Raw genomic sequence first — 25,676 nt, forward strand, 5'->3', positions numbered from 1 at the left:
TTTTGATTGTATTATTTTATGCCAGAGTTCAAAAATCATTATTTATAGTGATGTGAAAGAAATAGTGAGATTATAGTTTTGCACTTTAAATAGTATTTGCAAATTATAATACCTCAGTATGATAAAATTTAAGATTTTAACTAAAAAAGCAAAGTTAGTTTTACTGTTTACAACTTTTTTTTCTTTTGGATCAATTTATGCTCAGGAAAAAGATATAAATAAGTCAGATTCTAATATTGTTACGCTTATTAATAAAAATGACTTTCATTCAGTTAGTAAAACTATAAAGGTTACTTCAAAAAAGAGTATTACCAAAACTGCAAAATCTACTGCAGATACCGAACCTCCTACATTGATTTGTCCACCCGATCAAAAATTGAATTGTGGAATGCCAGTTCCAAGTTATTTTGATTTGTTGACAGTAAATGATAATATTGATACGGAAATTGATGTAACGCAATATCCGGGAGAAGGTTCTTTTTTTTATGATGGAATGGAAATTCAATTTACTGCAGCAGATGATGCGGGAAACATAAGTCATTGCAGTATTATTGTTACCGCTGTTACTCCAGATGTCACTCCTCCAACATTTACATGCCCCAGCAGTATCAAATTGAATTGTGGAGATGTGATACCTAATTATGCTATCAGTCCAATGATGAACCTTCATGATGATTGCAGTATTAATTTAAAGTATAAAATGACTCCTGCAGCAGGAACTATTTTTTATGGTATTCCAACTCCTGTAGAAATTGAATATTCTGATAAGACTGGGAATAAATCGTATTGCAATTTTATAATTACCGCTAATCCTGATGTTACAAAACCGATAATTAGCTGTCCAAGCAATAAGAAATTGGCTTTGGGCAGTGTTTTACCTAATTATGTTAGCGAAGTTACCGTAAGTGATAATTGCGATGCGAGTCCAGTTGTTACGCAAAGTCCTGTTGCAGGTACTGCTTTTATACCAGGTATGACGGTTACAATGACAGCAATTGATAATTCTGGAAATAGTGAAATTTGTGCTTTTACAGTAGAAGCAATTACTAGTTTAGATAGTGAACCTCCAGTTATTTCTTGTCCCGTAAATCAGGAATTATTTGCGAATTCTACTTTGCCAAATTACGTTTCCTTTTTAGCCAATATTACAGATAATGTTACAGATCCATTTGATTTGATCTTTACTCAAACCCCCAGTCAGGGAACTTTATTTACTTCTGATACAAATGTAAAAATTACTGCAACTGACGAGGCAGGAAACAGCAGTTCGTGTACCTTTTTGGTAAAATTAAAAACCAGTACGGAAGAAATTAATTGTAAAACGACAAGTTTTAATGTTTCAAATTTAAATGGCAGCAACGGGTTTACGGTTTTTGGAGATACAAAAGTCAGAGAATCAGGTTTCAGTGTGAATACAACGGGAGATATAAATAACGACGGTATAGATGATTTTATAATTGGAGCTCCGGGTAATTATAATCCTTGGTATGGAAAAGATAAAATTTACAAAATTATTCGTGGCGCGGCGTTTGTTGTTTTTGGAAAAACTACTGGCTTCCCGCCAAATATTGATTTAGGATTACTGGATGGAACAAATGGTTTTTCCATTAGAAATGATATTCCTTCAAGCAATTTTCCTGAAACAGGATATGATGTAAGTAGTGCTGGAGATATCAATGGTGATGGTATAGACGATTTTATGATTAGTGATCCAACTAGACAATCTGCTTATGGTCCTGAAGTTGGACATGTGTATTTCATTTTTGGAAAGAACGGTGGATTTCCTGCTGATTTCAATTTATCGACTTTAAACGGTACAAATGGTTTTACTCTTATAGGTAATGATAATTATGGTAATGTAGGAAATGCAATAACACCCGTAGGAGATGTTAACGGTGATGGTTTTCAGGATATAGCTGTAATTACTAGAGGATCTGGGGCAGGAAATGGAAAATGTATTATTATTTATGGGAAAAACGGAAGCTTTCCAGCAATTATTAGGGTTAATGATATTGATGGTACAAACGGCTTTATCATTACAGGAGATGCGATAATTGGAAAAATTGGTAAAAATCTTTCTGCTTTGGGAGATGTTAACGGAGATAATATTCCAGATATAGGTCTAGGCTGTAATGATTCTTCACAAAGTAAGCTGTTTGTAGTTTTTGGACGTTCAGCTAATTTCCCAGCAGTATTTAATATTTCGCAAATAAATGGAACAAATGGATTTGTGGTTGAAAACTCTGAAACTCCATTATATTCTTATGCAGGAATGGCTAAGGCTGGAGATATTAATGGTGATGGTATTAATGACATTTTTGTAACGTCAAACTATATATTGTTTGGAAGAACTGCTTTTCCTAAAACTGTTGATTTAGAGGATTTAAACGGAAGCAATGGATTCAAAGTGACTAATTATTTTGGTAATAATTTTGGATATGCTGGAGATTTTAACGGAGACGGAATCGATGATTGTTTCTTTGATACTGGTATTTTATATGGTAAAAATACATGGAACTCAACTGTAAACTTAAATTCTATATCAAATAATGAGTTTTTAAAACTTAACATACCAAATATATATAGCCATAAAACTGCAATAAATTTCGCAGGTGATGTCAATAAAGACGGAATAAGTGATTTGATTATTGGAACCAGTCCTGATTCGTATGGAAGTAATTTAAAAGTAAATTGGAATCCTGGTACAGCATATGTGGTTTTTGGAAAAAAAATAACCGATACAGAAAAACCAATCATAGCCGATTGTCCTGCAAATCAAGTTTTAAGTATAGGAGATTTAATTCCTGATTATACAAAATCAATTACTGTTACGGATAATTGTGATGACAAACCTTTAATAATACAAACTCCTACAGCAGGTTCTGTATTTGATGGCACTACAGTAAATATTACACTCAAAGCTGTAGATGCGAGTGGTAATACATCAGAGTGTAAATTTACAGCAGCATTAATGGCCAGTGCAAGTCCGGTGATTGTTTGTCCAGCAAATCAAGAACTATATGTAAATTCTTTACTGCCTAATTATGTCCATTTTTTAGAAGATATCAGTGATGATAATACTCCAAATTATGAATTAGTTTTTACTCAAACTCCGCCTGTTGGGACTTTATTTACGACCGATACGAATGTAACCATTACAGTTAAAGATAAATCAGCTAATGAGAGTTCGTGCACATTTTTAGTGAAATTAAAAACAGAAACGTTTGATTTAGACTGCAATACATCTAGTATTGACGGAGAGATGCTAAACGGAAGCAACGGATTAATTTTATATGGTGAAAAAGCAGGAGAAAGAGCAGGTTATACAACAAGTGGAGCCGGCGATATAAACGGAGATGGAATACAGGACTTTCTTATTGGAGCAAAAAATTACGGATGTTATGTCGTATTTGGAACAGATGCCGGATTTCCTCCTAATATAAATTTAGGGCAGCTCAATGGAAGTAACGGATTCAAAATTTTTGATGATGTTTTGAGCGTACCTGCCGAATTAGCTTATGATGTGAGCAGTGGAGGCGATATTAATGGAGACGGTATTGACGACTTAATGCTTAGTGATCGTCAGAAATTAAATTTAGGGAAATATTTTGCAGGAACAGTATATCTTATTTATGGAAAAAAAACACCTTTTGCTGCACAATTGCCGCTTTCCAGCTTAGATGGAAATAATGGATTTAAAATTATAGGCAATACTTACGATGAATTTTTAGGAACAGCAATTAGTAATATTGGTGATTTTAATAATGATTCTTATAGTGATATTGCTATTTTATCTGCTAATAAAGGATCTGGAGGAGTTAAAAAAGCATACATAATTTTTGGCAGCAACACTAATTTTCCTGCCTCACTTAATATTGATGATCTAACTAGTTCTTCTTCATTTATAATTGAAGGAGATGTAGGCCAAACCATCGAAGCACCGGGTGATATAAATGGCGATGGCATAGTTGATCTCATTTTTTCGGGAGATTTTACAAAATATCGATATGTTGTTTTTGGGACTTCGGGCTTACCAGCTAAACTCAATACTTCCAGTTTAAATGGTACAAATGGTTTCAGAATTGAAAATTCAGCCAATACACTAAGCACAAATCAATATTATCAGGTTAAGGCTTTAGGAGACGTTAATGGGGATTCCTTCAATGATGTAGGAATTGATAATTATGTATTGTTTGGAAAAAGTTCATTCCCTTCTACTTTTGACCTGAAGGACTTAAATGGAACAAATGGATTTAAAATTATTATTAATACACTAGAGTATTTACATGAATATAGTGGATATGGTGATTTTAATGCAGATGGAATGGATGATATAGCCGTGGTGTATCAAAATCACATTTATATTGTGTATGGAAGGAATGCTTGGAATTCTTCTATAAACCTAAATACTATAACTGCAGCTGATGCCTTAAAAATTAAATTACCCTATAGAACGAAATATAGTGTGAGCTACTTTAATGATGCTAATAAAGATGGTATAGATGATATTTTAATAGGAAGCAGCGATACAAAATATACTTTTGAACCTAATCATAATCCTGGAATTTCGTATTTAATTTTTGGAAGCAAATATACAGATATTACAGCTCCTGTAATTGCAAATTGTCCAAGCAATCAGGTCTTAAATTCAGGAGATTTACTGCCAGATTATGTCAATAGTATTACAGTTACAGATAACTGTGACTCAGCTCCTAAAATTACGCAGACACCAGTTGCAGGTTCAGTTTACGATGGAACCAATACAGAAGTTGTACTATTGGCTGTTGATGCGTCTGGAAATACCTCTGAATGTAAATTTGAGATTAGTACCACAGCAGATACAAATCCGCCAGTAATTGAGTGTATTTCAGATCAAACAGTATCTTGCGGAACTGAAATAATCCCAGATTACCTAAATCTTGTAACTGTTACTGATGCAGAAGATGTTAATCCTGTACTAACACAAAATCCAATCGCTGGAAGTGCTTTTATAGACGGAATGACGATTATCATTACCGCAAAAGATGTTTCAAATAATAGTTCAATTTGTAGTTTTAAAGTAAACGCTTCCGCAGATGTGACTGCGCCAGTAATCACTTATATCGGAGATCAAACTTTATCATGCGGCAGTACAATTCCAGATTATACGCCTTTAGTTACAGCAAATGATAATTGCGATCCTTATCCTGTAATTACTCAAAATCCGCCTGCGGGAAGTGTTTTAACAAACGGAATGACTATTGCAATAACGGCTAAAGACGCCTCTGATAATCAATCAAACTGCAGTTTTAAAGTTAATATATCTGCAGATGTAACAGCGCCGTCGATTAATTGTATTGCAGACCAGAATTTAAACATTGGAGATATTCTTCCAGATTATCGAACCATGATTACTGCAGCCGATAATTGCGATTCGAATTTAATCATAACACAAGTCCCATCTCTGGGAGCAAATGTTACTGACGGAATGAACGTAACAATGAATGTTTCAGATAACAGCGGTAATAATACGTCATGTACATTCAAAATTAATCTTGTAAAAGATACGCAGGCACCAGTTTTTACCTGTATCGCAGACCAAATGTTTGATTGCAGTGTAAGTCAGGTTCCGGATTATACCAAAATGATTTTTGTAACCGATAATACAGATCCAAACCCTGTAATTATTCAGTCTCCTTTACCTGGAACAAAGTTTTCAGACGGAATGACTATTACGATCAAGGTTTCAGATAAAAGCAATAATATTTCAGAATGTTCTTTCCATCTCTTTGCATATCCTGTTTTGGTAGATGCAGGAGAAGATATTGAAATTAATGAAGGTCAGTTTGTTAAACTGCAGGCTGTTGCTTTAGAAAATGGTTCTTTTTCATGGTCACCTTCAGCAGGATTAAACAATACTAAAGTTGGAAATCCAATTGCGACGCCTCAGGAAACCACAACTTACACTGTAGTTTTTACCAATAAAGAAGGTTGTCAGGCCGAAGATTCAGTAACCATAACCGTTATTCCATTAGAAAAAGACGAAACAAAATATGGTTTTTCACCAAATGGTGACGGAATTAACGATTTCTGGGAAATTGACAAAATAACAGATTATCCAGAGAATGAAGTCCTGATTTACAGCCGTTGGGGCGATTTGGTTTACCAAACCAAAGGCTACGACAACTCCACAAATGTTTTTAGCGGAATTGCCAATAAAAGCCGAAATCTTGGAGCCAGTCAACTGCCAGAAGGAACTTATTTCTTCGAAATCCGTGTTAATCAGCCCCATCATTTTAAAAAACTCAAGGGATACCTTGTTTTAAAACGTTAATTCATGAAAACTAAAATCAATATAATCTTAACCTTATTCATAATCATCATTTTTTTAGAAAGAGCTTATGGACAGCAGACACCTGTTTTTTCAAGTTATAATTACAATGCCGTTTTACTAAATCCTGCCCATGCCGGATATTACCATGATATTGATATTGCTATGATTACAAATGGTTATTTTAATTCAGTAGAAGGAAGTCCAAAGAATTTTGATCTTTCGGTAAATAAATTAACATGGGGAGAAAAAATAGGTTTGGCTGCAGGAATTTCGCATGACCAGATAGGAGTAACCAATACAACCAGTTTTTTTACCTCTTACTCCTATAAAATCTATTACGATTCAGATTATAAATATGGAAAATGGTGGGCATACGATCCCAGTATAATTTCTTTTGGAGTTACAGCTGGAGCAATGCTTTACAACGAAAACCTGACTCGTTTGGGAATCGAAAATGATCCTGAATTTCAGGAAAACATCAACAGTTTTACACCCACTTTTGGAGTTGGGTTTTTGTATAACCGAGATCAGATTTATTTCGGATTATCGTCTCCAAATCTCTTAAGTTCTGCTTTTAATTCAAGTAATAATACCCATTTAAAAAACGTGTATTACAGTTATTTTGGTTATAAATTTTTCACCAATCGTTTTGAAGAAGTACTGGTCAATCCAAGCGTATTATTTAAATATGTAGAAGGAGCGCCGTTTCAGGCCGATCTGAATCTTTTAATCAATTATAAAAATAAAGTAGAATTTGGCGGTGGTTACCGAACTTCAAAAACACTGAATTTTCTAGCCGGATTTCACCTTTCAGACAATTTCAGGGTTATCTGTACTTACAATAAATCTATTGACAATGTAGTAATTCCCGACACTTTTGGATTAGTTTTAAACTACAGAGCGGGCAAAGGGTTTTAGTTAATCAACTAAACCATTTTCGACTGCATATTTTACAAGACCTGCCGTATTTTTAGCATTCAGTTTAGATAATAAATTACGGCGGTGCGTATTTACGGTATTTAAACTAATGAACGTTTTTTCGGCAATTTCAGCCGTATTGTATTCGTGGGCAATCAAAACCAAAATCTCTTTTTCACGGGAACTTAGCTCAGTTAAGTTAGAAACCTGCTTTTCGATTTTCGAACTATTCGAAAGATGTTTTTCTTCCAGTTCTTCAGCAAAATAATTCTCTCCCGAAGCAATCGTGTTAATTGCTTTCAGAAGTTCTTCTTTTGCAGCATTTTTCAGCAAATAACCGTTTACGCCAATTCTAATCAGCCTGGAAACAATCATCACATTGCTGTGTGTACTTACAATTAGTATTTTGACATTCGGATGTTGTTTTTTCAGAATTTTACTCAATTCAATTCCATCCATCTCAGGCATGCTGATATCCAGAATAATAAAATCAACAACTCCCTTTTTAATAATTTCCAGCGCTTCAATTCCGTTTACCGCTTTGTCAATAATAGTAATATTGGGTTCCTGCTCCAAAAGAGAAATAATCCCCTGTAGAAACATCGTATGATCGTCGGCAATAAGTAGGTTAATTTGGTTCATTCAACAAATATATTAGTTGCTTTTTAATTCATCAAGCTGATTTTTCAAATCAATGCCTTTTATTTTCGCTTTAGGTTTCGGCTCTGCAATTGGAATTTCGATATTAAAAATAGAGCCTCGTTTTAGTTTAGAATCAATTACAAAAGAGCCATTTAATTTCTTAATTCGGTTTTCCAGATTAATAAATCCAATTCCTTTCGAATGATTTTTCGTTTCAAAACCAATTCCATTATCCTCAAACAAAACATTCAATATATTTTCAATATAATTCAGCTGAATTTCCACTTCCGAAGCCTTTGCATGTTTAATCGTATTCGTTAAAAGTTCCTGAATAATTTTAAAAATTTCAATCTGAATATTTTCATCAAGTTCATTAATTTCTTTCTTCGGATACGGAATATAAGAAATCTTGATTTTGCTGGCTTCGCTGATATTTTTTAAATACGACTCCAGAACTTCTAAAAATTTATTCTGGCTGAATTTCTTCGGAAGAAGTGTATGCGATAAATTCCGAACCTGCTGATACGTCTCATCCAATTGAAGGCTGATTTTCTGAATATTAGAAAAATCGGAAGCATTCAAATGATTGACCTGTAATTTTATAGCGGCTAAATTACCGCCAATACTGTCATGAAGTTCCTGCGCAATACGCTGTCTTTCCTTATCCTGTCCGCTAATCGATGCTTTTATCAACTCTAATTCCTGTTCTTTCAAAATACCATCTATTTTTTGAGAACTGATTTCCGCCTGTTTAATGTTCAGTAAATGCTGTACTTTAAAACGTTTGTAATACTGAAACAAAAGACCAATTATAGGAATCATTAAAATCAGAAAAGCAATAATAGTAAACCATCTTATTTTTTTCTGCTGATTGATTTCCAAGGCTTTAAATTGCTGGTCTTTCTTTAAAAGCGCTATTTCATTTCGTTTTTTGTTTGATGAATTCTGATACGCCAGAATCGTATTTTCATTATTCTTTTTCGAAATTTCTTCCTGCAGAATCATGTTTTTAATAGCTTCTTCCTGATTGGCAAGCGTCAGTTTTTTAGCTTCGTTTTCAAACTTCAAAGCTTCAATTTCTTTTTGTTTCTGCGCCGTTTTGTATTTGACTTCCAGTTCGTTAATCTCTTTTATTTTCTGAAGATTATTGATAGAATCTTTTATGATAGCTGACTTTTCGAAAAACAAATAAGCACTTTTATAATCGTCCTGAAGAATGGCTATTTTTCTCCACTCATCATAAATAGAACTCTGATTTTGAAGCAGACCAAAATGGACCGATTTCTGAAGTGCCTCAGAAAATATCAATTTTGCTTCGTTATATTTTTTCAACGAAATATAAGTATCGCCAATACTGCTTCGGGAAACAATTGACAATTGATTCAGTTCACTTTTATCAGCAATAGCAAGCGCTTCCTGAAACATTTTTAAAGCTTCCTGATGCTTTTTTTGTAATTGATAATTTTCGCCAAGTCCCAATAAAACAATAACACGTCCCTGGTTATTATTGGTTTTTTCAGAGAGTGCTTTTCCTTTTTTATAAAAAATACTGGCATTATCATAGTCTTTCAGTTTCGAATAAATATCGCCAATATTGATGTAACTGCCCAGAATAATTTCATTATCATCTTTATATTCAAGACATTGTTTAAACAATTGCAGTGCATTTCTGTAATCGCCCAATTCGCTGTAAGTCTGTGCTAAACCATGCGTGTGCGTATAAAAAAGATTTATTTCGTTGTATTTTTGAGAAGCTTCAATACCTTTTAAATGCCATTTTTTACTCTCATTCAGCAAACCTCTTTTTTTATAATTGATGGCCAAAAGATTATAGCCAAGTGAAAAAAGCCTGTTTTTTAAAGAGTCGTTTACAACAGTGTTGAATTTTAAAGCCTGGTTGGTATAATAAATAGAAGAATCAATAATGGCTCTTTTATTAAAATAATAAGCCAGAAGCAGATTAGTTCGGGCGAGAGCTCTGTTGTCGGCAGTACCAGATTTTAAAATTGAATGCGCTTTTTTATACGCCTTTTTTTCGTCTCCTTTATTGTATAAATCATAAAGCGCCAGTGTGTTTTTATCCTCTTTAATTGTTACAGGATTTCTGGAAATAAAAGTCTTCTTTTTAGTTTCAATCTGCGCGTGCAGGCTGAACGATAAAAAGATGAAGATCAATAAATAAAGTCTTCCTGACCAGATTGTCATGTGTTTTTGGTTTCGAGTAAGTTTTTAAAGTATTGTAAACTTGGGGTTTATGATCTCGGTCTTTGTCGAACCGGAAAGGTAAAAATACTATAAAAGCATCAAACAGCCATTTCTTAAAATAAATTTTTTAGGTAAAGTTGTGATATAATTTTAGTATGAAATTATAGTTTAAACTATTTGTTAATCAATTTGTTATGAATTTTAAAAAGATTAAAAATTTCTTAAATTAATTTGAAAGCATATTTTGAAGTGGTAAATTAGTAACACTACATTTAAACGAAATGAATTATGAAAACGAAAATATTTTTAGCCATAGCATTGTTAATCGCAGCAATCTCGGCCAGCGCACAAAAGAAAATTGAAGTAACCGAACTGCCAAAACCAGCGCAGGAATTCTTAAAGAAACATTTTAGCCATACTTTGATAGAAAAAGCTCAAAAGGATCCTGAACACGGTGAAAAAGGGTATGAAGTCAAACTTAAAGACGGAACTGAAGTTGAGTTTTGGAAAGACGGTTCATACCGAGAAGTCGACGGTGGAGACAAACCAATTCCTACTGATTTTATTCCGGATAATATAAAAGCTTATGTAGCCAAAAATCATCCCAACGAAAAAATAACGCACATCGACTATGGACACAAAGATCTCGATGTCGATTTGACCAATAAAATCGATTTGGAATTTACCAAAGACGGTAAAATTCTAAAAGACAAAAAGAATAATGTCAAAAATTAATAATTTATAAAAATTAAGCATCCTAATTTTTTTGATTTGAAGATCAGCTTCAGAGAAGCGAAATATGTATAGAAAAAATATTTGTTATCTATAACAAAGCTTCCAGCGGAGCGAAATGTTTTTCAGCAATCCTGCTATATTTCGCTCCGCTGGAGTTCTTTTGTATCCGTGTTATTGAATTTCTATAAATATTCAGCCCCGCTGGGGCTTACTGAAGCAACACTTTGTAGTGATGTCCTAATTAATTTGAAGATCAGCTTCGGAGAAGCTAAATATGTATAGAAATAATATTTGTTATCCATGACAAAGCTCCAGAGGAGCGAAATATTTTTGGCTGCTATATTCCCTCCTGTGAAGCTCTTTTTATCCCGTATTATTGAATTTCTATAAATATTCTGCCCCGCTGGGGCTTACAAAAACAACAGCTGTAGTGATATCCTAATTAATTTGAAGATCCGCTTCGGAGAAGCGAAATATGTATAGAAAAAATATTTGTTATCCATGACAAAGCTCCAACGGAGCGAAATATTTTTTAGCAATCTGTTATATTTCGCTCCGCTGGAGCTCTTTTGTATGCGTATTATTGAATTTCTATAAATATTCTGCCCCGCTGAGGCTTACAAAAACAACAGCTGTAGTGATATCCTAATTAATTTGAAGATCCGCTTCGGAGAAGCGAAATATATATAGAAAAAATATTTGTTATCTATAGCAAAGCTCCAGCGGAGCGAAATGTTTTTTTGCAATCCTTCTATATTTCGCTCCGCTTGAGCTCTTTTGTATGTGTATTATTGAATTTCTATAAATATTCTGCCCCGCTGGGCTTACTGAAACAATAGCTGTACAATCAAATCAAATTGTCTAACACTTTTTCTTCTAACTTCTTTTATTTAATGCCAATTTTTACGAAAGAACATCTTGAACGAAAATAGTTTATATTTACATCTTTATTTTTTATTTCATGGAAGAAAATAAACATGTAACGATTTATGATATTGCCGAACGTCTTAATTTGGCAACATCAACTATTTCACGCGCTTTAAAAGACCATCACACGATAAGTGACAAGACAATTAAGAAGGTGAAAAAAACTGCCGAAGAAATGGGGTTTGTTCCCAATACTTTAGCGGCAGGTTTGCGTGGAAACAAAACCAGAACTATTGGTGTTTTGATTCCCACCGTTACACAGCCCTTTTTATCATCTTTAATCAGCGGAATTGAAATCACGGCCCAAAAATCCGATTATACCGTAATCATTATGCAGTCGCATGACTCGTATGAAGAAGAAGTAAATATGGCGAAATCTTTGTATTCCAATCGTGTAAGCGGTGTAATTTGCTCATTAGCAATGGAAACCAGAGATACGGCACACTTTCATCAGTTTTCAAACAATAATATTCCACTGGTTTTTGTCGATAGGGTGCCAAAAGACTACAACACTTTTAGAGTAGTTATCGATAACTATACAGCAGGTTATAAAGCAACAAAGCATCTTATTGAACAGGGCTGTATTCGTATTGCGCATTTAACAGCAGGATCAGAATTAGGAAATCTGTACAACGAAAGAAAAAGAGGGTATATAGAAGCCTTAAAAGATCATAATATCGAAGTGGAAGAAGAATTGATTATCAATTTAAATTCAGTTACTTACGAAGATGGTGTAAAAGCCAGCAATGCTTTATTCGATTTAAAACCAATTCCGGACGGATTGTTTGCACCTGGAGATATTCTGGCTGTAAGTGCCGTTCAGACTGCTAAAAAAAGAGGTACTAAAGTACCCGAAGAATTTAAAGTAATTGGCTTTAACAACGACCCTATTTCGCAGATTATAGACCCTAATTTATCTACAATTACGCATCCTGCAGAAAAAATGGGAAAAGCAGCAGCTGAAATTATTATCAAAAATCTAAAGTCATCTAAAAATGATGATGCCAAAGAAATTACCTTTTTAAATACAGAAGTCCTTGCCAGAGAGTCATCTAGTAAAGAGTAAATGAGAAAGAATTAAATTGTCATTTATGCATACCATTACACTTCCCGATGAAATGAATTTAGAAAAAACACAGCAAATACATGTTGTGGATTACAGAAGTTCTAAAGATGTTTCGAAACAGCAGATTATTCTAAACCAGAATATAATTAGTTTTCTTATTGAAGGGACAAAAGAAGCTGTTTTCGATAATGCGTCCTTGTCTATAGATGCTTCTAAGTTTTTAATAATGAGATCAGGAAATTGTTTAATGACAGAAAAAAGGATTTCGGAAGCCTCAAATTATAGAAGCGTACTCTTGTTTTTTTCTAACGAAATGATTCATAATTTCATTAGAAAAATGGAAATAAATGATTTTGAATCAGTTGACACCAAGTCTGTTTATGCTTTTGATTATGATGATTTCATACAAAGATTTGTACACAGCTTAGTAGATATTTCTAAACTTTCGGGAGAAATAAAATCCAAATTATTAGAAGTGAAGCTGGAAGAAATCATGCTTTATCTTACCGAAAAGTATGGAACAAAGTTTCTGTACTCCTTAACTGTAAATAGTAATAATGCTACGCAAAAGTTTATTCAGGTAATTGAAAACAGTCATTTAAGTAAACTCACTTTAAAAGAACTGGCATTTTTATGTAATATGAGTATTTCAACATTCAAAAGAGAATTTGAAAAACATTACGCCGAATCTCCAATAAAATGGTTTCAAAACAAAAGACTGGAGTTTGCTCATTATTTATTGCAGCAAGAACAAAAAAATCCATCAGAAATATATTTTGAAGTTGGTTACGAAAACCTGTCCAGTTTTACGCAGGCTTATAAATTAAAATACGGCGTAACGCCAAAACAAAATCAGAAAAACTGGACTTTTAGCAACAGTTTTTGATCCTTTCCCTAAAGTTTCGCTGGCATAGCAGAATCTAAATTTGCTTTAAATTTTAAAACCAAGTAAAATGAAAAAGCTAAATTTAATTTTGGTGTTGTCTTTAATTTTTACAACAACAATTTTTGCCCAAAAAACATTTACCCTAACCAGTAAAGATTTAGGAGGAGAAACTACAAAAGTTCAGGAATTCAACGGATTTGGATGTTCAGGTGAAAATCAATCACCGCAATTATCATGGAAAAACGCTCCAGAAGGAACTAAAAGTTTTGCTGTAACCATGTACGATCCGGATGCGCCGACAGGAAGCGGATTCTGGCATTGGGTAGTAGTTGATATTCCGGCAAACGTAAACGAATTGGTTACAGGTGCTGGAACTAAAAACCTTGTTCCAAAAGGCGCTGTTCAAAGTGTTACTGATTTCGGAATTAAAGGATTTGGAGGTCCTTGTCCGCCGGTTGGTCATGGATTTCATCAATACATCATTACCGTTTATGCCTTAAAAACGGATAAATTGGGAACAGATGAAAATACAAATCCGGCAGTAGTAGGATTTAATCTTTGGAACCAGACTTTGGCAAAAGCCAGTATCATAGCCTATTACAAACGATAATAATTTCAGGATTTAACTTTAAATCCAACCCAGTTAAAGCAGGATAGTTTTTATAATTATCCTGCTTTTATTTGTTATAGAATTATTTTTTTGAAAAAAACAGAGCTAAAATTTTTTTCTTAAATAACAATCCTATATTTTTACGCAACCGATTGCATTTGTTGTTTTATTTAACATAATGTATTTTTTAAATTAAAATTTTATCAAATAGTATTATTAAGATGTAAAATGTTGATACAGTAAAAATGAAATTTAAGAATAAACTAATTAGTAAATGGCTTCAATAAGACTTGTATTCCTGTTTGTTTCGATTTCCTTTTCGGCTTTAGCGCAAAAGGATTATAAACTTTGGCTTCAGTATGATAAAATCAGCAATTCGGCAATTGCTTCAGAATATAAAAACAATATTCAGGGAATTGTTTCTTTGGGAAATTCTGAAACTTCTCAGATTTCCGTAAAAGAATTAGAAACAGGAATCGCTGGAATGCTGGGAAATAAACCCCAAATTAAATCAGAAATTAAAGGAGAAAACAATCTGATTATTGGTTCTCAAAAAGCTTTAAATCCCGATTTGCAAAAAGCTCTGCAGACAGATTTTGAAAAAATAAACAACGAAGGATTTATTATTAAATCCATCTCTTTTAAAAATAAAAAACAGCTTATCATTTCAGGAAAAAATGATGTTGCGGTTTTGTACGGAGTCTTTGATTTTTTAAGGTTGCTGCAGACCAATAAATCAATTAAAAATTTAAATATTGCCGATTCACCAAAAACAAATCTTCGAATTTTAAATCACTGGGATAATCTCGATCGAACTGTTGAACGCGGCTACGCAGGTTTCTCTTTATGGAACTGGCAGAAATTACCTGATTTTATCGATCAAAGATATATTGATTATGCCAGAGCGAATGCTTCAATTGGAATTAATGGAACGGTTTTAACCAATGTAAATGCAAACGCTTTAATCCTGACTCCGCAATATTTAGAAAAAGTTGAAGCTTTAGCTAATGTTTTCAGATCTTACGGAATAAAAGTTTATTTAACGGCAAGATTTTCGGCACCAATCGAAATAGGAAACTTAAAAACTGCCGATCCAAAAGATCCGGAAGTAATTAATTGGTGGAAAAATAAATCGGCTGAAATTTATAAAAGAATTCCAGATTTTGGTGGGTTTTTGGTGAAAGCCAATTCAGAAGGTCAGCCCGGCCCGCAAAACTACGGAAGAGATCATGTTGACGGAGCTAATATGCTGGCTGATGCCGTTGCGCCTTTTGGCGGAGTTATTATGTGGAGAGCCTTTGTATATTCAGAACATGATGCAAATGATCGTGCTAAACAAGCTTATACTGAATTTCAGCCTTATGATGGAAAATTCAAAGAAAATGTAATTGTTCAGGTTAAAAACGGAGCAATCGATTTTCAGCCTAGAGAACCTTTTCATCCGTTATTTGGAGCAATGCCGAAAACGCCTTTAATGATGGAGTTTCAAATTACACAGGAATATCTGGGTTTTAGCACACATTTGGTTTTTCTGCCTAAATTATTTCAGGAAGTTTTAGAATCTGATACCTTTCAAAAAGGAAAAGGGGCAACCGTTGCTAAAGTTATTGACGGTACTTTATATCAAAACAAATTAACCGGAATTGCAGGCGTTGCCAATATAGGAAACGACTTAAACTGGACAGGACATCCTTTTTTACAGGCAAATTGGTATGGCTTCGGCAGGCTGGCCTGGGATCCATATTTAGATTCAGAAACCATTGCCGATGAATGGTTAAGAAGTACCTTTTCTAACGATGAAAATTTTATTAAACCTGTAAAAAATATCATGATGGAATCGCGTGAAGCCGTTGTCAATTACATGACACCGCTTGGATTACATCATATTATGGATACAGGACATCATTACGGGCCTGGGCCTTGGGTTTCTAATTTGTCAAGACCAGAATGGAATCCAACCTATTATCATAAAGCAGACAAAAACGGAATTGGTTTCGACCGATCAAAATCGGGTACGAATGCCGTTTCACAATACGCAGCAGAAGCCGCAAATCTTTTTGATAATTTAGAAAATTGTCCCGAAAAAGATCTTTTATGGTTTCATCATGTTGCATGGGATTATAAACTGAAAAACGGACAAACACTTTGGAACGGCTTGGCATTGAAATACCAAGAAGGTGTAAATCAGGTTGCAGTAATGCAGAATGTTTGGAATCAGACAGAAAAGTATGTTGACAGCGAACGTTTTAACGAAGTAAAAATGTTATTAGAAATTCAGCATAAAGAAGCAAAATGGTGGCGTGATGCCTGCTTATTATATTTTCAGCAATTTTCAGGAAAAGAACTTCCGGCTGGAGTCGAAAAACCAACACAAACTTTAGAGTATTTTAAATCATTAAAATTTCCTTTTGCACCAGGAAATGGCTAAAATTAGAACACGGATGACACGGATTCACGATAGCGAACCTGCGTCATCCGCGTACCAAATACCAAAAATATATTTTTAAAATTATGAGCAAAAAAACGGCAATAGTAACCGGAGGAAATTCGGGTTTAGGATTTGCAACAGCAAAGAAATTATGTGACAACGGAATTACAACCTACATTATTGGAAGAACAAAAGACAAAACAGAAGAAGCCTGCAGAGAGATTGGCGAAAATGCTATTCCGGTAATTTTCGACTTAAATGATCTGAAAGGAATTCCTGCCGTGATCGAAAGCATTACCAAAAACAGTCCTATAGATATTTTGGTAAACAATGCCGGAATCAATATGAAAAAAGAGTTTGCAGATGTTACCGATGAAGATTTCTTAACCATAATTCACACCAATCTGTTGAGTGTTTTTGCTGTGAGCAGAGAAGTGGTAAAAAACATGAAAGAAAACGGAGGCGGAAGCATTATCAATATCAGTTCGATGGCATCACAGTACGGAATCCCAAAAGTAATTGCCTATTCGTCAAGCAAAGGCGCAATAGAATCTATGACGCGTGCCATGGCAGTTGAGCTGGCGCAGTTTGGCATCCGCGCCAATTGTATTGCTCCGGGATTTATTAAAACTAAAATGTCGTCAACAGCTTTGGATAACGATCCTGAAAGAAAAAATAAAGTATTGGGAAGAACTCCAATGGGCTATTTAGGAGAACCATCAGACATTGCAGATGCGGTTTATTATTTCGCTTTAAGTGAATCAAAATATACAACAGGAACTGTTTTGCCAGTAGATGGCGGAAATAGTATTGGGTTCTAATTTTTAAATATTTTAAACACATAGAAACATAGTTCTTCTTTGTCTAAAAGGCGTTTCACTTACATTAATGCACATAGGCTATGTGTTAGGAACTTGTTTCTTTTAAGTCTTTTTTCGAGTTAATATAAATCTATGTTTCTATGTGTTTAATTAATTTTTACAAAAGTTAAGTATGATAAAAATGCAGCAAACCATGAGATGGTTCGGACCAAACGACAATGTCAAATTAATTGACATTCGGCAAGCTGGCGCAGCGGGAATTGTAACCGCATTGCATCAAATTCCGGTTGGCGATGTCTGGACAGTTGATGCAATAAAAGAAAGACAGGAAATTATTCGTAATTCCGGCTTGGAATGGACTGTGGTTGAAAGTCTTCCTGTTCATGAAGAAATTAAACGAGCTTCTGGAAATTATCTGCAATACATCGAGAATTATAAAATCAGTTTGCAAAATCTGGCAGAATGCGGTATCAAAATCATTACCTATAATTTTATGCCGATTTTGGATTGGGTTCGAACGAATCATAATTTTATCAATGAAGATGGAAGCAGAGCTTTGCTTTACAATCAGGATGCATTTACTTATTTTGATGTTTTTCTTTTAAAAAGACCAAATTCAGAAAACGATTATTCAGATGCTGAAAAAGAAAAAGCTTTGCAGTTTGGGAATCAATTGTCTGAAGATGAAAAAGCACTTTTGTTTAAAAATGTTTTATTAGGACTGCCGGGAAGTAAAATCAATTTTACGGCCGAACAGATTTTGTCTCTTTTAGAAAATTATGCCGAAATCGACAATCAAAAACTAAGAGAAAATCTGATTTATTTTTTATCAGAAGTAACTCCGATTGCGGAGAAAAACCAACAAAAATTAGCGATTCATCCAGATGATCCGCCGTTTTCGGTTTTAGGACTTCCGAGAATTGTTTCAACCGAAGCCGATTTAAAAGCTATTTTTAATGCCGTTCCTTCAACTGCCAATGGTTTATGTTATTGTACAGGTTCGTTAAGTGCAGACCCAAAAAACAATCTTGAAAAAATTATAGCCGATTTTGGAGATAGAATTCACTTTTTACATCTTCGAAATACCATCCGCGAAAGCGAAACTATTTTTAGAGAATCAGAGCATTTAAACGGTGACGTTAAAATGGAAATTATCGTTGAGAAATTATTGCTGTTGATGAACAAAACCCAAATAAGCCTGCCAATGCGTCCCGATCATGGTTTCCTTCACAGAGTTGATGAAGCAATAGAAACCTATCCGGGTTATTCTTTGACAGGAAGACTAAAAGGGCTTGCTGAATTAAGAGGTTTAGAAATGGGAATTGCTTATAAACTGAATTTGTAATTTTTTTTCGTGTTAAACTGACTGGTTTTAAAAACCTGATAGTTCTGCGATGAGAAAAAAAAGTCCTGTTTATCATTTCGAGAATAAAAAGTAAGTATTAACTATTAACCAAAATATATGAAATTTATTAACCCTTATTTGCTCGCGATCAGTACCGTATTTTTTGTAAATTGTTCTTCTAACAAGGAAACGTTAACCTTAAAAGATTCTTATAAAAACGATTTTTATATTGGAACTGCTTTGAGCGCAGATCAAATTGAAGAAAAAGATGCAAAAGTTGATTCATTAATCCGAACAGAATTTAATGCAATTACAGCAGAAAACATCATGAAATCGATGTACACGCATCCGCAAAAAGATAAATATGATTTTACTTTATCGGACAAATTTGTAGCTTACGGAGAGAAAAATAAAATGTTCATTCATGGACATACTTTAATTTGGCACAGTCAGTTAGCGCCCTGGATGGAAAAAATCGCAGACAGCACTGAAATGAAAGCCTTTATGAAAGATCATATCACAACAATTGTTTCAAAATACAAAGGCAGAATCAATTCGTGGGATGTTGTAAATGAAGCTTTAAACGAAGATGGAACTTTAAGACCGTCTGTTTTTTTGAAAACGCTTGGTGAAAAATATCTTGTTGATGCTTTTAAACTGGCAGCAAAGGCAGATCCAAAAGTAGACTTGTATTACAACGATTATAATATTGAAGAACCGGCAAAAAGAGCCGGAGCAATTGCTTTAATTAAAAAGATAAAAGCAGAAGGCGGAAAAATTGATGGTGTTGGAATTCAGGGACATTGGAGACTGCATAGTCCATCGATAGAAGAAATTGAAAAGAGTATTTTAGAATATTCGGCATTAGGAATTAAAGTTGCTTTTACAGAATTGGATATTACCGTTTTACCAAATCCGTGGGATTTAAAAGGAGCCGATGTAAATCAGAATTTTGAAGGAAGTGCCAAAATGAATCCGTATCCTAAAACATTGCCGGATTCTGTTCAGACTAAATTGGCAGAACGTTATGCATCGATTTTTAAATTGTTCTTAAAACATAAAGATAAAATAAGCAGAGTTACTTTTTGGGGAGTTTATGACGGACAATCATGGTTAAATGACTGGCCTATAAAAGGAAGAACCAATTATCCGCTTCCGTTTGATAAAGATTTGAAACACAAACCGGCTTACGATAGTATTTTAAAGTTAAATAAAACGGAAGAATAGTGGGTTTAAACAGCTTTCAATTAGAGTATTATAAACAAACGGTTGTTTTTTATGATATTATTCAAATAAAGCAGACTGAATTTGCATAATATGTTTTTTTATATAATTTTACACAACCGATTGTTTTAAATTTAATTCAACACAATCCTGTCATTTTGAGGAAGGGGAAACCGCACTGAAAACGCTGATTTCCCGTTTCTCGAAAGGATAAAAAAACTAAGTTTAAAGCAATAAACTAACTAACCACAAACCATAAAATGAATTACATTTCACAAAAATTATCCATCAAAGAAAAAATTGGATACAGCTTAGGAGACTTGGCAGCCAATTTGGTTTTTCAGACTTTGATGACGTATCTGGCATATTTCTACACTGATATTTATGGATTATCGCCAACAGATTCTTCTATTATAATGCTGATTGTTGGTTTAGTTGCCGCTTTTATTTTTAATCCCATTATTGGTGTTTTAGCAGATAGAACAAGTACAAAATGGGGGAAATTCAGACCGTGGATTCTGGCAACTGCAATTCCGCTTGGAGTTGTGGCTTTATTGGCATTTTCAACTCCAGATTTCTCTTATAAAGGAAAAGTAATTTATGCCGTTGTAACTTATACTTTACTGCTGCTTTTTTATGCAGGAAATAATCTGCCGTATTCTGCTTTAAGTGGAGTTATTACAGGCGATATGTCCGAAAGAAACAGTATGTCATCATACCGTTTTGTTGCGGTTATGTTTGCCCAGTTTTTTGTTCAGGTTTTTATGCTCGGAATTATAAAAAGTGCCGGAAACGGAGACAAAGCAATTGGTATCGAAAAAGTAATGACGGTTTTAGCCATCATTGGAACCATCATGCTTTTAATCACATTTTTAACGACTAAAGAAAGAATCATTCCCAAACCCGAGCAAAAATCAAGTGTAAAAGAAGATTTAGGCGATTTGGTAAAAAACAGACCGTGGGTAATCATGCTTTCGCTTACAACTTTGGTTTTTATTACACTGGCAATGAAAGGCGGTTCGTATGTATATTATTTTGAAAATTATGTAGATAAAGAGCAGTTAGCACTTTTTATCCAGCCTATTTTAGATACCTTATCGGCTATTGGGTTAAATCATTTTGGTAATGATCCCGTTTCTGCTGGATTTGGATTATTCAATGCAGGCGGCATTATCTTTATGATCGTAGGAATCACGTTGTCTAAAAACCTGGCAGATAAATATGGAAAGCGAAATGTATTCGGATTGTTCTTATTCATTTCAACGCTTTTTATTATCGCTTTTTATTTCTTTCCGTCAACATCAGTCAGCTTAATGTTTTTCTCCCAAATTCTACACGGATTTTTCTACGGAATTACAATTCCAATTCTTTGGGCAATGATTGCCGATGTGGCCGATTATTCGGAATGGCTTAACAATCGCAGAGCCACAGCAATTATTTTCTCTGCCATGATGGTAGGCTTAAAAGCCGGATTAAGTATTGGCGGTGCCTTGACAACATTGTTTTTAGGATTTTTTCATTACACGCCAAACTCTGCTGTACAAACAGAAACTGCGATTAACGGAATCAAATTATTGGTCAGCATTTTTCCAGCAATTCCATTTTTAATAGGAGCCGGATTATTGTTTTTCTATAAAATCAATAAAGAAATGGAAGTGCAGATCGAAACCGATTTAAAACAAAGAAGAACTTAATTATTTAAAACCAAGATATCACTATGCCTGAAGACAGCATTGAACAAATTAATTTCGATGAAATTAATGAACTGGCGATTTCAAAGCCTTTAGTTTCTCATATTTACACAGCCGATCCGTCGGCGCATGTGTTTAATGGTAAAATTTATATTTATCCATCGCATGATATAGATGCCGGAATTCCGTTTAATGATAATGGAGATCATTTTGGAATGGAAGATTATCACGTTTTTTCAATGGACAGTATTACAGCAAAAGCCGTAGATAATGGTGTTGCGCTTCACGTAGATGATGTTGCCTGGGCCGAAAAACAAATGTGGGCGCCAGATGCAGCACATAAAAACGGAAAGTACTATTTGTATTTTCCTGCCAAACGTGCCAATGGAATTTTCCAGATTGGAGCAGCGATCAGCGATTCTCCTTCCGGGCCTTTTGTACCTCAGCCAGATGCAATAAAAGGAAGTTACAGTATTGATCCTGCGGTTTTTGAAGATGAAGACGGAAAACATTATATTTATTTTGGCGGTATCTGGGGCGGACAATTGCAGAAATACAGAAACAATGTATACGACCAGAATAACGAAGAACCTTCTGAAAATGAACCCGCTTTAGGACCAATTGTAGCTTTGCTTCGCGACGATATGCTTGAACTTGCAGAAGAACCAAAAGAGATTAAAATTTTGGATGAAAAAGGAGAAATCCTGCTAGCCGGCGATAATAACCGTCGTTTTTTTGAAGCTTCATGGGTACATAAATACAACGGAAAATATTATTTCTCATATTCAACAGGAGATACCCATTTTATTTGTTACGCTATTGGCGATAATCCGTATGGGCCATTTACCTATCAGGGAAGAATTTTGAATCCTGTTGTGGGCTGGACTTCTCATCATTCTATTTGTGAGGTTGAAAATGAGTGGTATTTATTTTATCATGATTCAAGTTTGTCAAAAGGCGTAACACATTTAAGAAGCATGAAAGTAACTAAAATTGATTATTTAGAAGATGGTTCGATTGTAACAATTGATCCGTATGGAATAAGAAGATTAATTGATTAGTTTTTTGTATAAAAAAATTTAGCAAAAATTACAATCGGTTGTGTTGGTTTGATTTTGCTTTTTTTTTTGTCATTGTGAGGAACGAAGCAATCACATTTGCTGAATCAAATTGCAGTGAGGCTGTTTGTTCGTCGCAATGACAAAATTATTATGAAATGTATAGCCTCCCGATAGCTATCGGGACAAGCACACGCCCAAACTATTGAAATATAGAATTTAAAAAACTTAACATAATTAATGCATAAAATGATTTTTTATAAAAGTTTTTTAGCTACTTTAGCATAACAGAACGGAACAGAACGGTATGTTAAAAGAAGAAGAAAAATTTGAATTTATAATTAATCACGATAGTGATATTCCGAAGTACCAGCAATTGGTTGATGGAATTACAAATGCTATTGCCGAGAACATTTTACAAAAGGGAGATTTGCTTCCGTCAGTAAATGTAATCTGCAAGACCTATCAGCTATCGAGAGATACAGTTTTTAAAGCGTATACGATTTTAAAAGAACAGAATACGATCGAATCTGTACCCAATAAAGGATATTATGTGGCGGGTGAAACAAGAAAAGTGCTTTTGGTTTTAGACACTTTTAAGGCATATAAAGAGGTTTTGTATCATTCGTTTGTGAATAATCTGCCGGATAATGTGATTACCGATGTGCAGTTTCATCATTATAATATTGATGTTTTTAAAACGATCATCAATAACGGAATCGGGAAGTATTACAAATACGTGGTCATGAATTTTGATCACAAAGAAATTGCTCCTGCGTTGTCGGCAATTTCAAAAGATAAACTGCTTTTGATAGACTGGAATATTCAGGCAGATAAAGCAAATAATTATGTTTTTCAGGATTTTGGGAAAGCATTTTATAATTCATTGACAGAAGCAGTTGATTTGTTTAAAAAGTATAAAAAGATACAATTTGTGTATCCGGATTTTACAAATCACCCCAAAGAAACAGTTGAGTTTTTCAAAAAATTCTGTGCTGATTTCGGCTTTGAGTATGAAGTGATTACAGATCCTAAAAAGTTCAATATCGAGAAAGGAATTGCTTATATAAGCGTAAGCGACAGGATTTTGGGACACTTTTTAGAGCAGTGCAAAGAGAAAGATTATGAGCCGGGGAAAGACGTTGGGTTTTTGTCGTACAACGAAACGCCAATGAAAAAATTTATATACAAAGGAATTTCGGTTGTCTCAACTGATTTTAAAGAATTAGGAACCAAAGCAGCGGCATTTATTACGCATGACGAAGAAACGCAGTGTTATGTGCCGACAAATTTAATAATAAGAGAATCATTGTAAGTATGTATTATATCGGATATGATATTGGAAGTTCTTCTGTCAAGGCAGCCTTGGTAGAAGCAGAAACGGGTAAAAAAATAATCGTTTTGAATGAACCACAGAACGAAATGGAAATCCTTTCGATTCACCCGGATTGGGCAGAACAGGATCCTGAAATCTGGTGGCAGCACATTTGTACAGCGACTAAAAGAGCGATTAAAGAAGCTAATATTGATGCCTCTAAAATTCAGGGAATTGGTATTTCGTACCAAATGCACGGATTGGTGATTGTCGATAAAGACGGAAACGCACTTCGAAATTCAATTATTTGGTGTGACAGCCGTGCGGTGGAAATTGGAAACAAAGCTTTCGCCGAAATTGGAGAAGAAAAATGCATGTCGCATTTATTGAATTCGCCAGGGAATTTTACAGCTTCAAAACTGAAATGGGTTAAAGAAAACGAACCTGAAGTTTACAATAAAATCTCTAAATATATGCTTCCGGGAGATTACATCGCTTTGAAATTAACGGGCGAAGTAACGACTACCAAAAATGGTTTGTCTGAAGGAATGCTTTGGGATTATAAAGAAAATAAAGTAGCCGACTGGCTTTTGGAATACTACGGAATCGACAAATCATTGACGCCAAAAATCGTAGAAAATTTTACGAATCAGGGAGTTGTTACTGAAAAAGCTTCGGCAGAATCTGGTCTTCCAGCTGGAATTCCGATTGTGTACAGAGCGGGAGATCAGCCAAACAATGCATTGTCATTAAATGTTTTAAATCCGGGAGAAGTGGCTGCGACTGGCGGAACTTCGGGCGTATTTTATGCGGTAAGTGAAATGTCGTCTGGAAAAAGCACAAGAGTAAACAATTTCGTTCACGTAAACTACGAACTGGAAACGCCAAGAGTGGGTAAACTTTTAAATATTAACGGAGCAGGAATTCAGTACAGATGGCTTCGTAATAATATGGGCAACGAAAGTTATGAGGTTATGAACGAAAAAGCTTCAAATGTTGAAGTTGGATCAGAAGGAGTTGTCGTGATTCCTTTTGGAAATGGCGCTGAGCGTATGTTCAACAATAAAACTATTGGAACACATTTCTTAAACCTCAACTTAAATATTCACAACAGCGCACATTTGTTTAGAGCTTCTCTTGAAGGAATTGCTTTTTCATTTGTATACGGAATGGAATGTTTAAAAGACGACAATGCGACGATTAATGTGATTAGAGCAGGAAATGATAACCTTTTCCGTTCGGAGATTTTCTCGAATACCGTGGCGACTTTAATTGGCCACGAAATCGAAATTTACAATACAACAGGAGCGGTTGGTGCGGCGAGAGCAGTTGGTTTAAAAGATGGTGATTACAGCAAGTTTGGTGCTAATGTGAGTGACAACGACCATGTAATGACGTTTTTACCGCTGCACAACAAAGAACCTTACGAAACGGCTTATAAAAAATGGAAACAAGAATTAGAATTAATATTAACAAATAAATAAAAAAATCA

16 protein-coding genes are annotated in these 25,676 nt (G+C 34.4%); 14 read left to right on the forward strand and 2 right to left on the reverse strand.

The features are described from left to right. Positions 1-118: 118 nt before the first annotated feature. Positions 119-6,313, forward strand: a complete 6,195-nt coding sequence (locus tag FJOH_RS10350; RefSeq protein ID WP_012024057.1) for a T9SS C-terminal target domain-containing protein — start codon at positions 119-121, stop codon at positions 6,311-6,313. Between the two features lie 3 nt (positions 6,314-6,316). Further along, a complete protein-coding gene (locus FJOH_RS10355) occupies positions 6,317-7,231 on the forward strand; it encodes a PorP/SprF family type IX secretion system membrane protein (protein WP_012024058.1) in 915 nt (304 codons plus the stop codon). Here FJOH_RS10355 and FJOH_RS10360 read toward each other — a convergent pair whose 3' ends face one another. Together FJOH_RS10360 and FJOH_RS10365 are read right to left on the reverse strand one after the other, a co-directional pair. Continuing rightward, entirely contained in the window at positions 7,232-7,873 is a 642-nt protein-coding gene (locus FJOH_RS10360) for a response regulator transcription factor (protein WP_012024059.1), read from the reverse strand. A gap of 12 nt (positions 7,874-7,885) precedes the next feature. After that, on the reverse strand, positions 7,886-10,078 hold the full coding sequence (locus FJOH_RS10365; RefSeq protein WP_012024060.1) for a tetratricopeptide repeat-containing sensor histidine kinase: 2,193 nt from the start codon (positions 10,076-10,078) through the stop codon (positions 7,886-7,888). Between the two features lie 288 nt (positions 10,079-10,366). Between FJOH_RS10365 and FJOH_RS10370 the strand changes: the two genes are divergently transcribed. From FJOH_RS10370 to FJOH_RS10425, 12 genes are all read left to right on the forward strand, one after another. Continuing rightward, positions 10,367-10,813, forward strand: coding sequence for a PepSY-like domain-containing protein (locus tag FJOH_RS10370; RefSeq protein WP_012024061.1), 447 nt, complete (start codon positions 10,367-10,369; stop codon positions 10,811-10,813). A gap of 961 nt (positions 10,814-11,774) precedes the next feature. Then, on the forward strand, positions 11,775-12,806 hold the full coding sequence (locus FJOH_RS10375; protein ID WP_012024062.1) for a LacI family DNA-binding transcriptional regulator: 1,032 nt from the start codon (positions 11,775-11,777) through the stop codon (positions 12,804-12,806). A gap of 25 nt (positions 12,807-12,831) precedes the next feature. Then, a complete protein-coding gene (locus tag FJOH_RS10380) occupies positions 12,832-13,692 on the forward strand; it encodes a helix-turn-helix domain-containing protein (RefSeq protein WP_012024063.1) in 861 nt (286 codons plus the stop codon). 67 nt (positions 13,693-13,759) lie between these two features. Further along, positions 13,760-14,302: a YbhB/YbcL family Raf kinase inhibitor-like protein gene (locus FJOH_RS10385; protein ID WP_012024064.1), complete on the forward strand. Its 543-nt coding sequence runs from the start codon at positions 13,760-13,762 to the stop codon at positions 14,300-14,302. A 274-nt stretch (positions 14,303-14,576) separates the two neighbouring features. Further along, positions 14,577-16,730, forward strand: a complete 2,154-nt coding sequence (locus tag FJOH_RS10390) for an alpha-glucuronidase family glycosyl hydrolase (protein WP_012024065.1) — start codon at positions 14,577-14,579, stop codon at positions 16,728-16,730. 83 nt (positions 16,731-16,813) lie between these two features. Then, positions 16,814-17,551 (forward strand): SDR family NAD(P)-dependent oxidoreductase, encoded by a 738-nt coding sequence (locus FJOH_RS10395; protein WP_012024066.1) that lies wholly within the window; start codon positions 16,814-16,816, stop codon positions 17,549-17,551. 181 nt (positions 17,552-17,732) lie between these two features. Then, positions 17,733-18,896, forward strand: coding sequence for a mannonate dehydratase (uxuA, locus tag FJOH_RS10400; protein WP_012024067.1), 1,164 nt, complete (start codon positions 17,733-17,735; stop codon positions 18,894-18,896). A gap of 117 nt (positions 18,897-19,013) precedes the next feature. Beyond that, entirely contained in the window at positions 19,014-20,123 is a 1,110-nt protein-coding gene (locus tag FJOH_RS10405; RefSeq protein ID WP_012024068.1) for an endo-1,4-beta-xylanase, read from the forward strand. 257 nt (positions 20,124-20,380) lie between these two features. Next, the gene (locus FJOH_RS10410; protein ID WP_012024069.1) at positions 20,381-21,814 is read left to right on the forward strand and encodes an MFS transporter; all 1,434 of its coding nucleotides are present in this window, start codon (positions 20,381-20,383) and stop codon (positions 21,812-21,814) included. A 23-nt stretch (positions 21,815-21,837) separates the two neighbouring features. After that, complete coding sequence (locus tag FJOH_RS10415) at positions 21,838-22,872, forward strand: glycoside hydrolase family 43 protein (protein WP_012024070.1); 1,035 nt, start codon at positions 21,838-21,840, stop codon at positions 22,870-22,872. 304 nt (positions 22,873-23,176) lie between these two features. Further along, positions 23,177-24,184 (forward strand): GntR family transcriptional regulator, encoded by a 1,008-nt coding sequence (locus FJOH_RS10420; protein ID WP_012024071.1) that lies wholly within the window; start codon positions 23,177-23,179, stop codon positions 24,182-24,184. 2 nt (positions 24,185-24,186) lie between these two features. Beyond that, a complete protein-coding gene (locus FJOH_RS10425) occupies positions 24,187-25,668 on the forward strand; it encodes a xylulokinase (protein WP_012024072.1) in 1,482 nt (493 codons plus the stop codon). Positions 25,669-25,676 lie beyond the last annotated feature (8 nt).

The organism is Flavobacterium johnsoniae UW101 (assembly GCF_000016645.1).
GTDB lineage: Bacteria > Bacteroidota > Bacteroidia > Flavobacteriales > Flavobacteriaceae > Flavobacterium > Flavobacterium johnsoniae.

Excerpts from the sequence above, each read along its gene's own strand:
- FJOH_RS10385 (WP_012024064.1), top strand. The coding sequence starts at position 13,760 with ATGAAAAAGCTAAATTTAATTTTGGTGTTGTCTTTAATTTTTACAACA.
- FJOH_RS10375 (WP_012024062.1), top strand. The coding sequence starts at position 11,775 with ATGGAAGAAAATAAACATGTAACGATTTATGATATTGCCGAACGTCTT.
- FJOH_RS10425 (WP_012024072.1), top strand. The coding sequence starts at position 24,187 with ATGTATTATATCGGATATGATATTGGAAGTTCTTCTGTCAAGGCAGCC.
- FJOH_RS10395 (WP_012024066.1), top strand. The coding sequence starts at position 16,814 with ATGAGCAAAAAAACGGCAATAGTAACCGGAGGAAATTCGGGTTTAGGA.
- FJOH_RS10355 (WP_012024058.1), top strand. The coding sequence starts at position 6,317 with ATGAAAACTAAAATCAATATAATCTTAACCTTATTCATAATCATCATT.
- FJOH_RS10360 (WP_012024059.1), bottom strand. The coding sequence starts at position 7,873 with ATGAACCAAATTAACCTACTTATTGCCGACGATCATACGATGTTTCTA.
- FJOH_RS10365 (WP_012024060.1), bottom strand. The coding sequence starts at position 10,078 with ATGACAATCTGGTCAGGAAGACTTTATTTATTGATCTTCATCTTTTTA.
- uxuA (WP_012024067.1), top strand. The coding sequence starts at position 17,733 with ATGCAGCAAACCATGAGATGGTTCGGACCAAACGACAATGTCAAATTA.
- FJOH_RS10380 (WP_012024063.1), top strand. The coding sequence starts at position 12,832 with ATGCATACCATTACACTTCCCGATGAAATGAATTTAGAAAAAACACAG.
- FJOH_RS10350 (WP_012024057.1), top strand. The coding sequence starts at position 119 with ATGATAAAATTTAAGATTTTAACTAAAAAAGCAAAGTTAGTTTTACTG.
- FJOH_RS10415 (WP_012024070.1), top strand. The coding sequence starts at position 21,838 with ATGCCTGAAGACAGCATTGAACAAATTAATTTCGATGAAATTAATGAA.
- FJOH_RS10370 (WP_012024061.1), top strand. The coding sequence starts at position 10,367 with ATGAAAACGAAAATATTTTTAGCCATAGCATTGTTAATCGCAGCAATC.
- FJOH_RS10420 (WP_012024071.1), top strand. The coding sequence starts at position 23,177 with ATGTTAAAAGAAGAAGAAAAATTTGAATTTATAATTAATCACGATAGT.
- FJOH_RS10410 (WP_012024069.1), top strand. The coding sequence starts at position 20,381 with ATGAATTACATTTCACAAAAATTATCCATCAAAGAAAAAATTGGATAC.
- FJOH_RS10390 (WP_012024065.1), top strand. The coding sequence starts at position 14,577 with ATGGCTTCAATAAGACTTGTATTCCTGTTTGTTTCGATTTCCTTTTCG.
- FJOH_RS10405 (WP_012024068.1), top strand. The coding sequence starts at position 19,014 with ATGAAATTTATTAACCCTTATTTGCTCGCGATCAGTACCGTATTTTTT.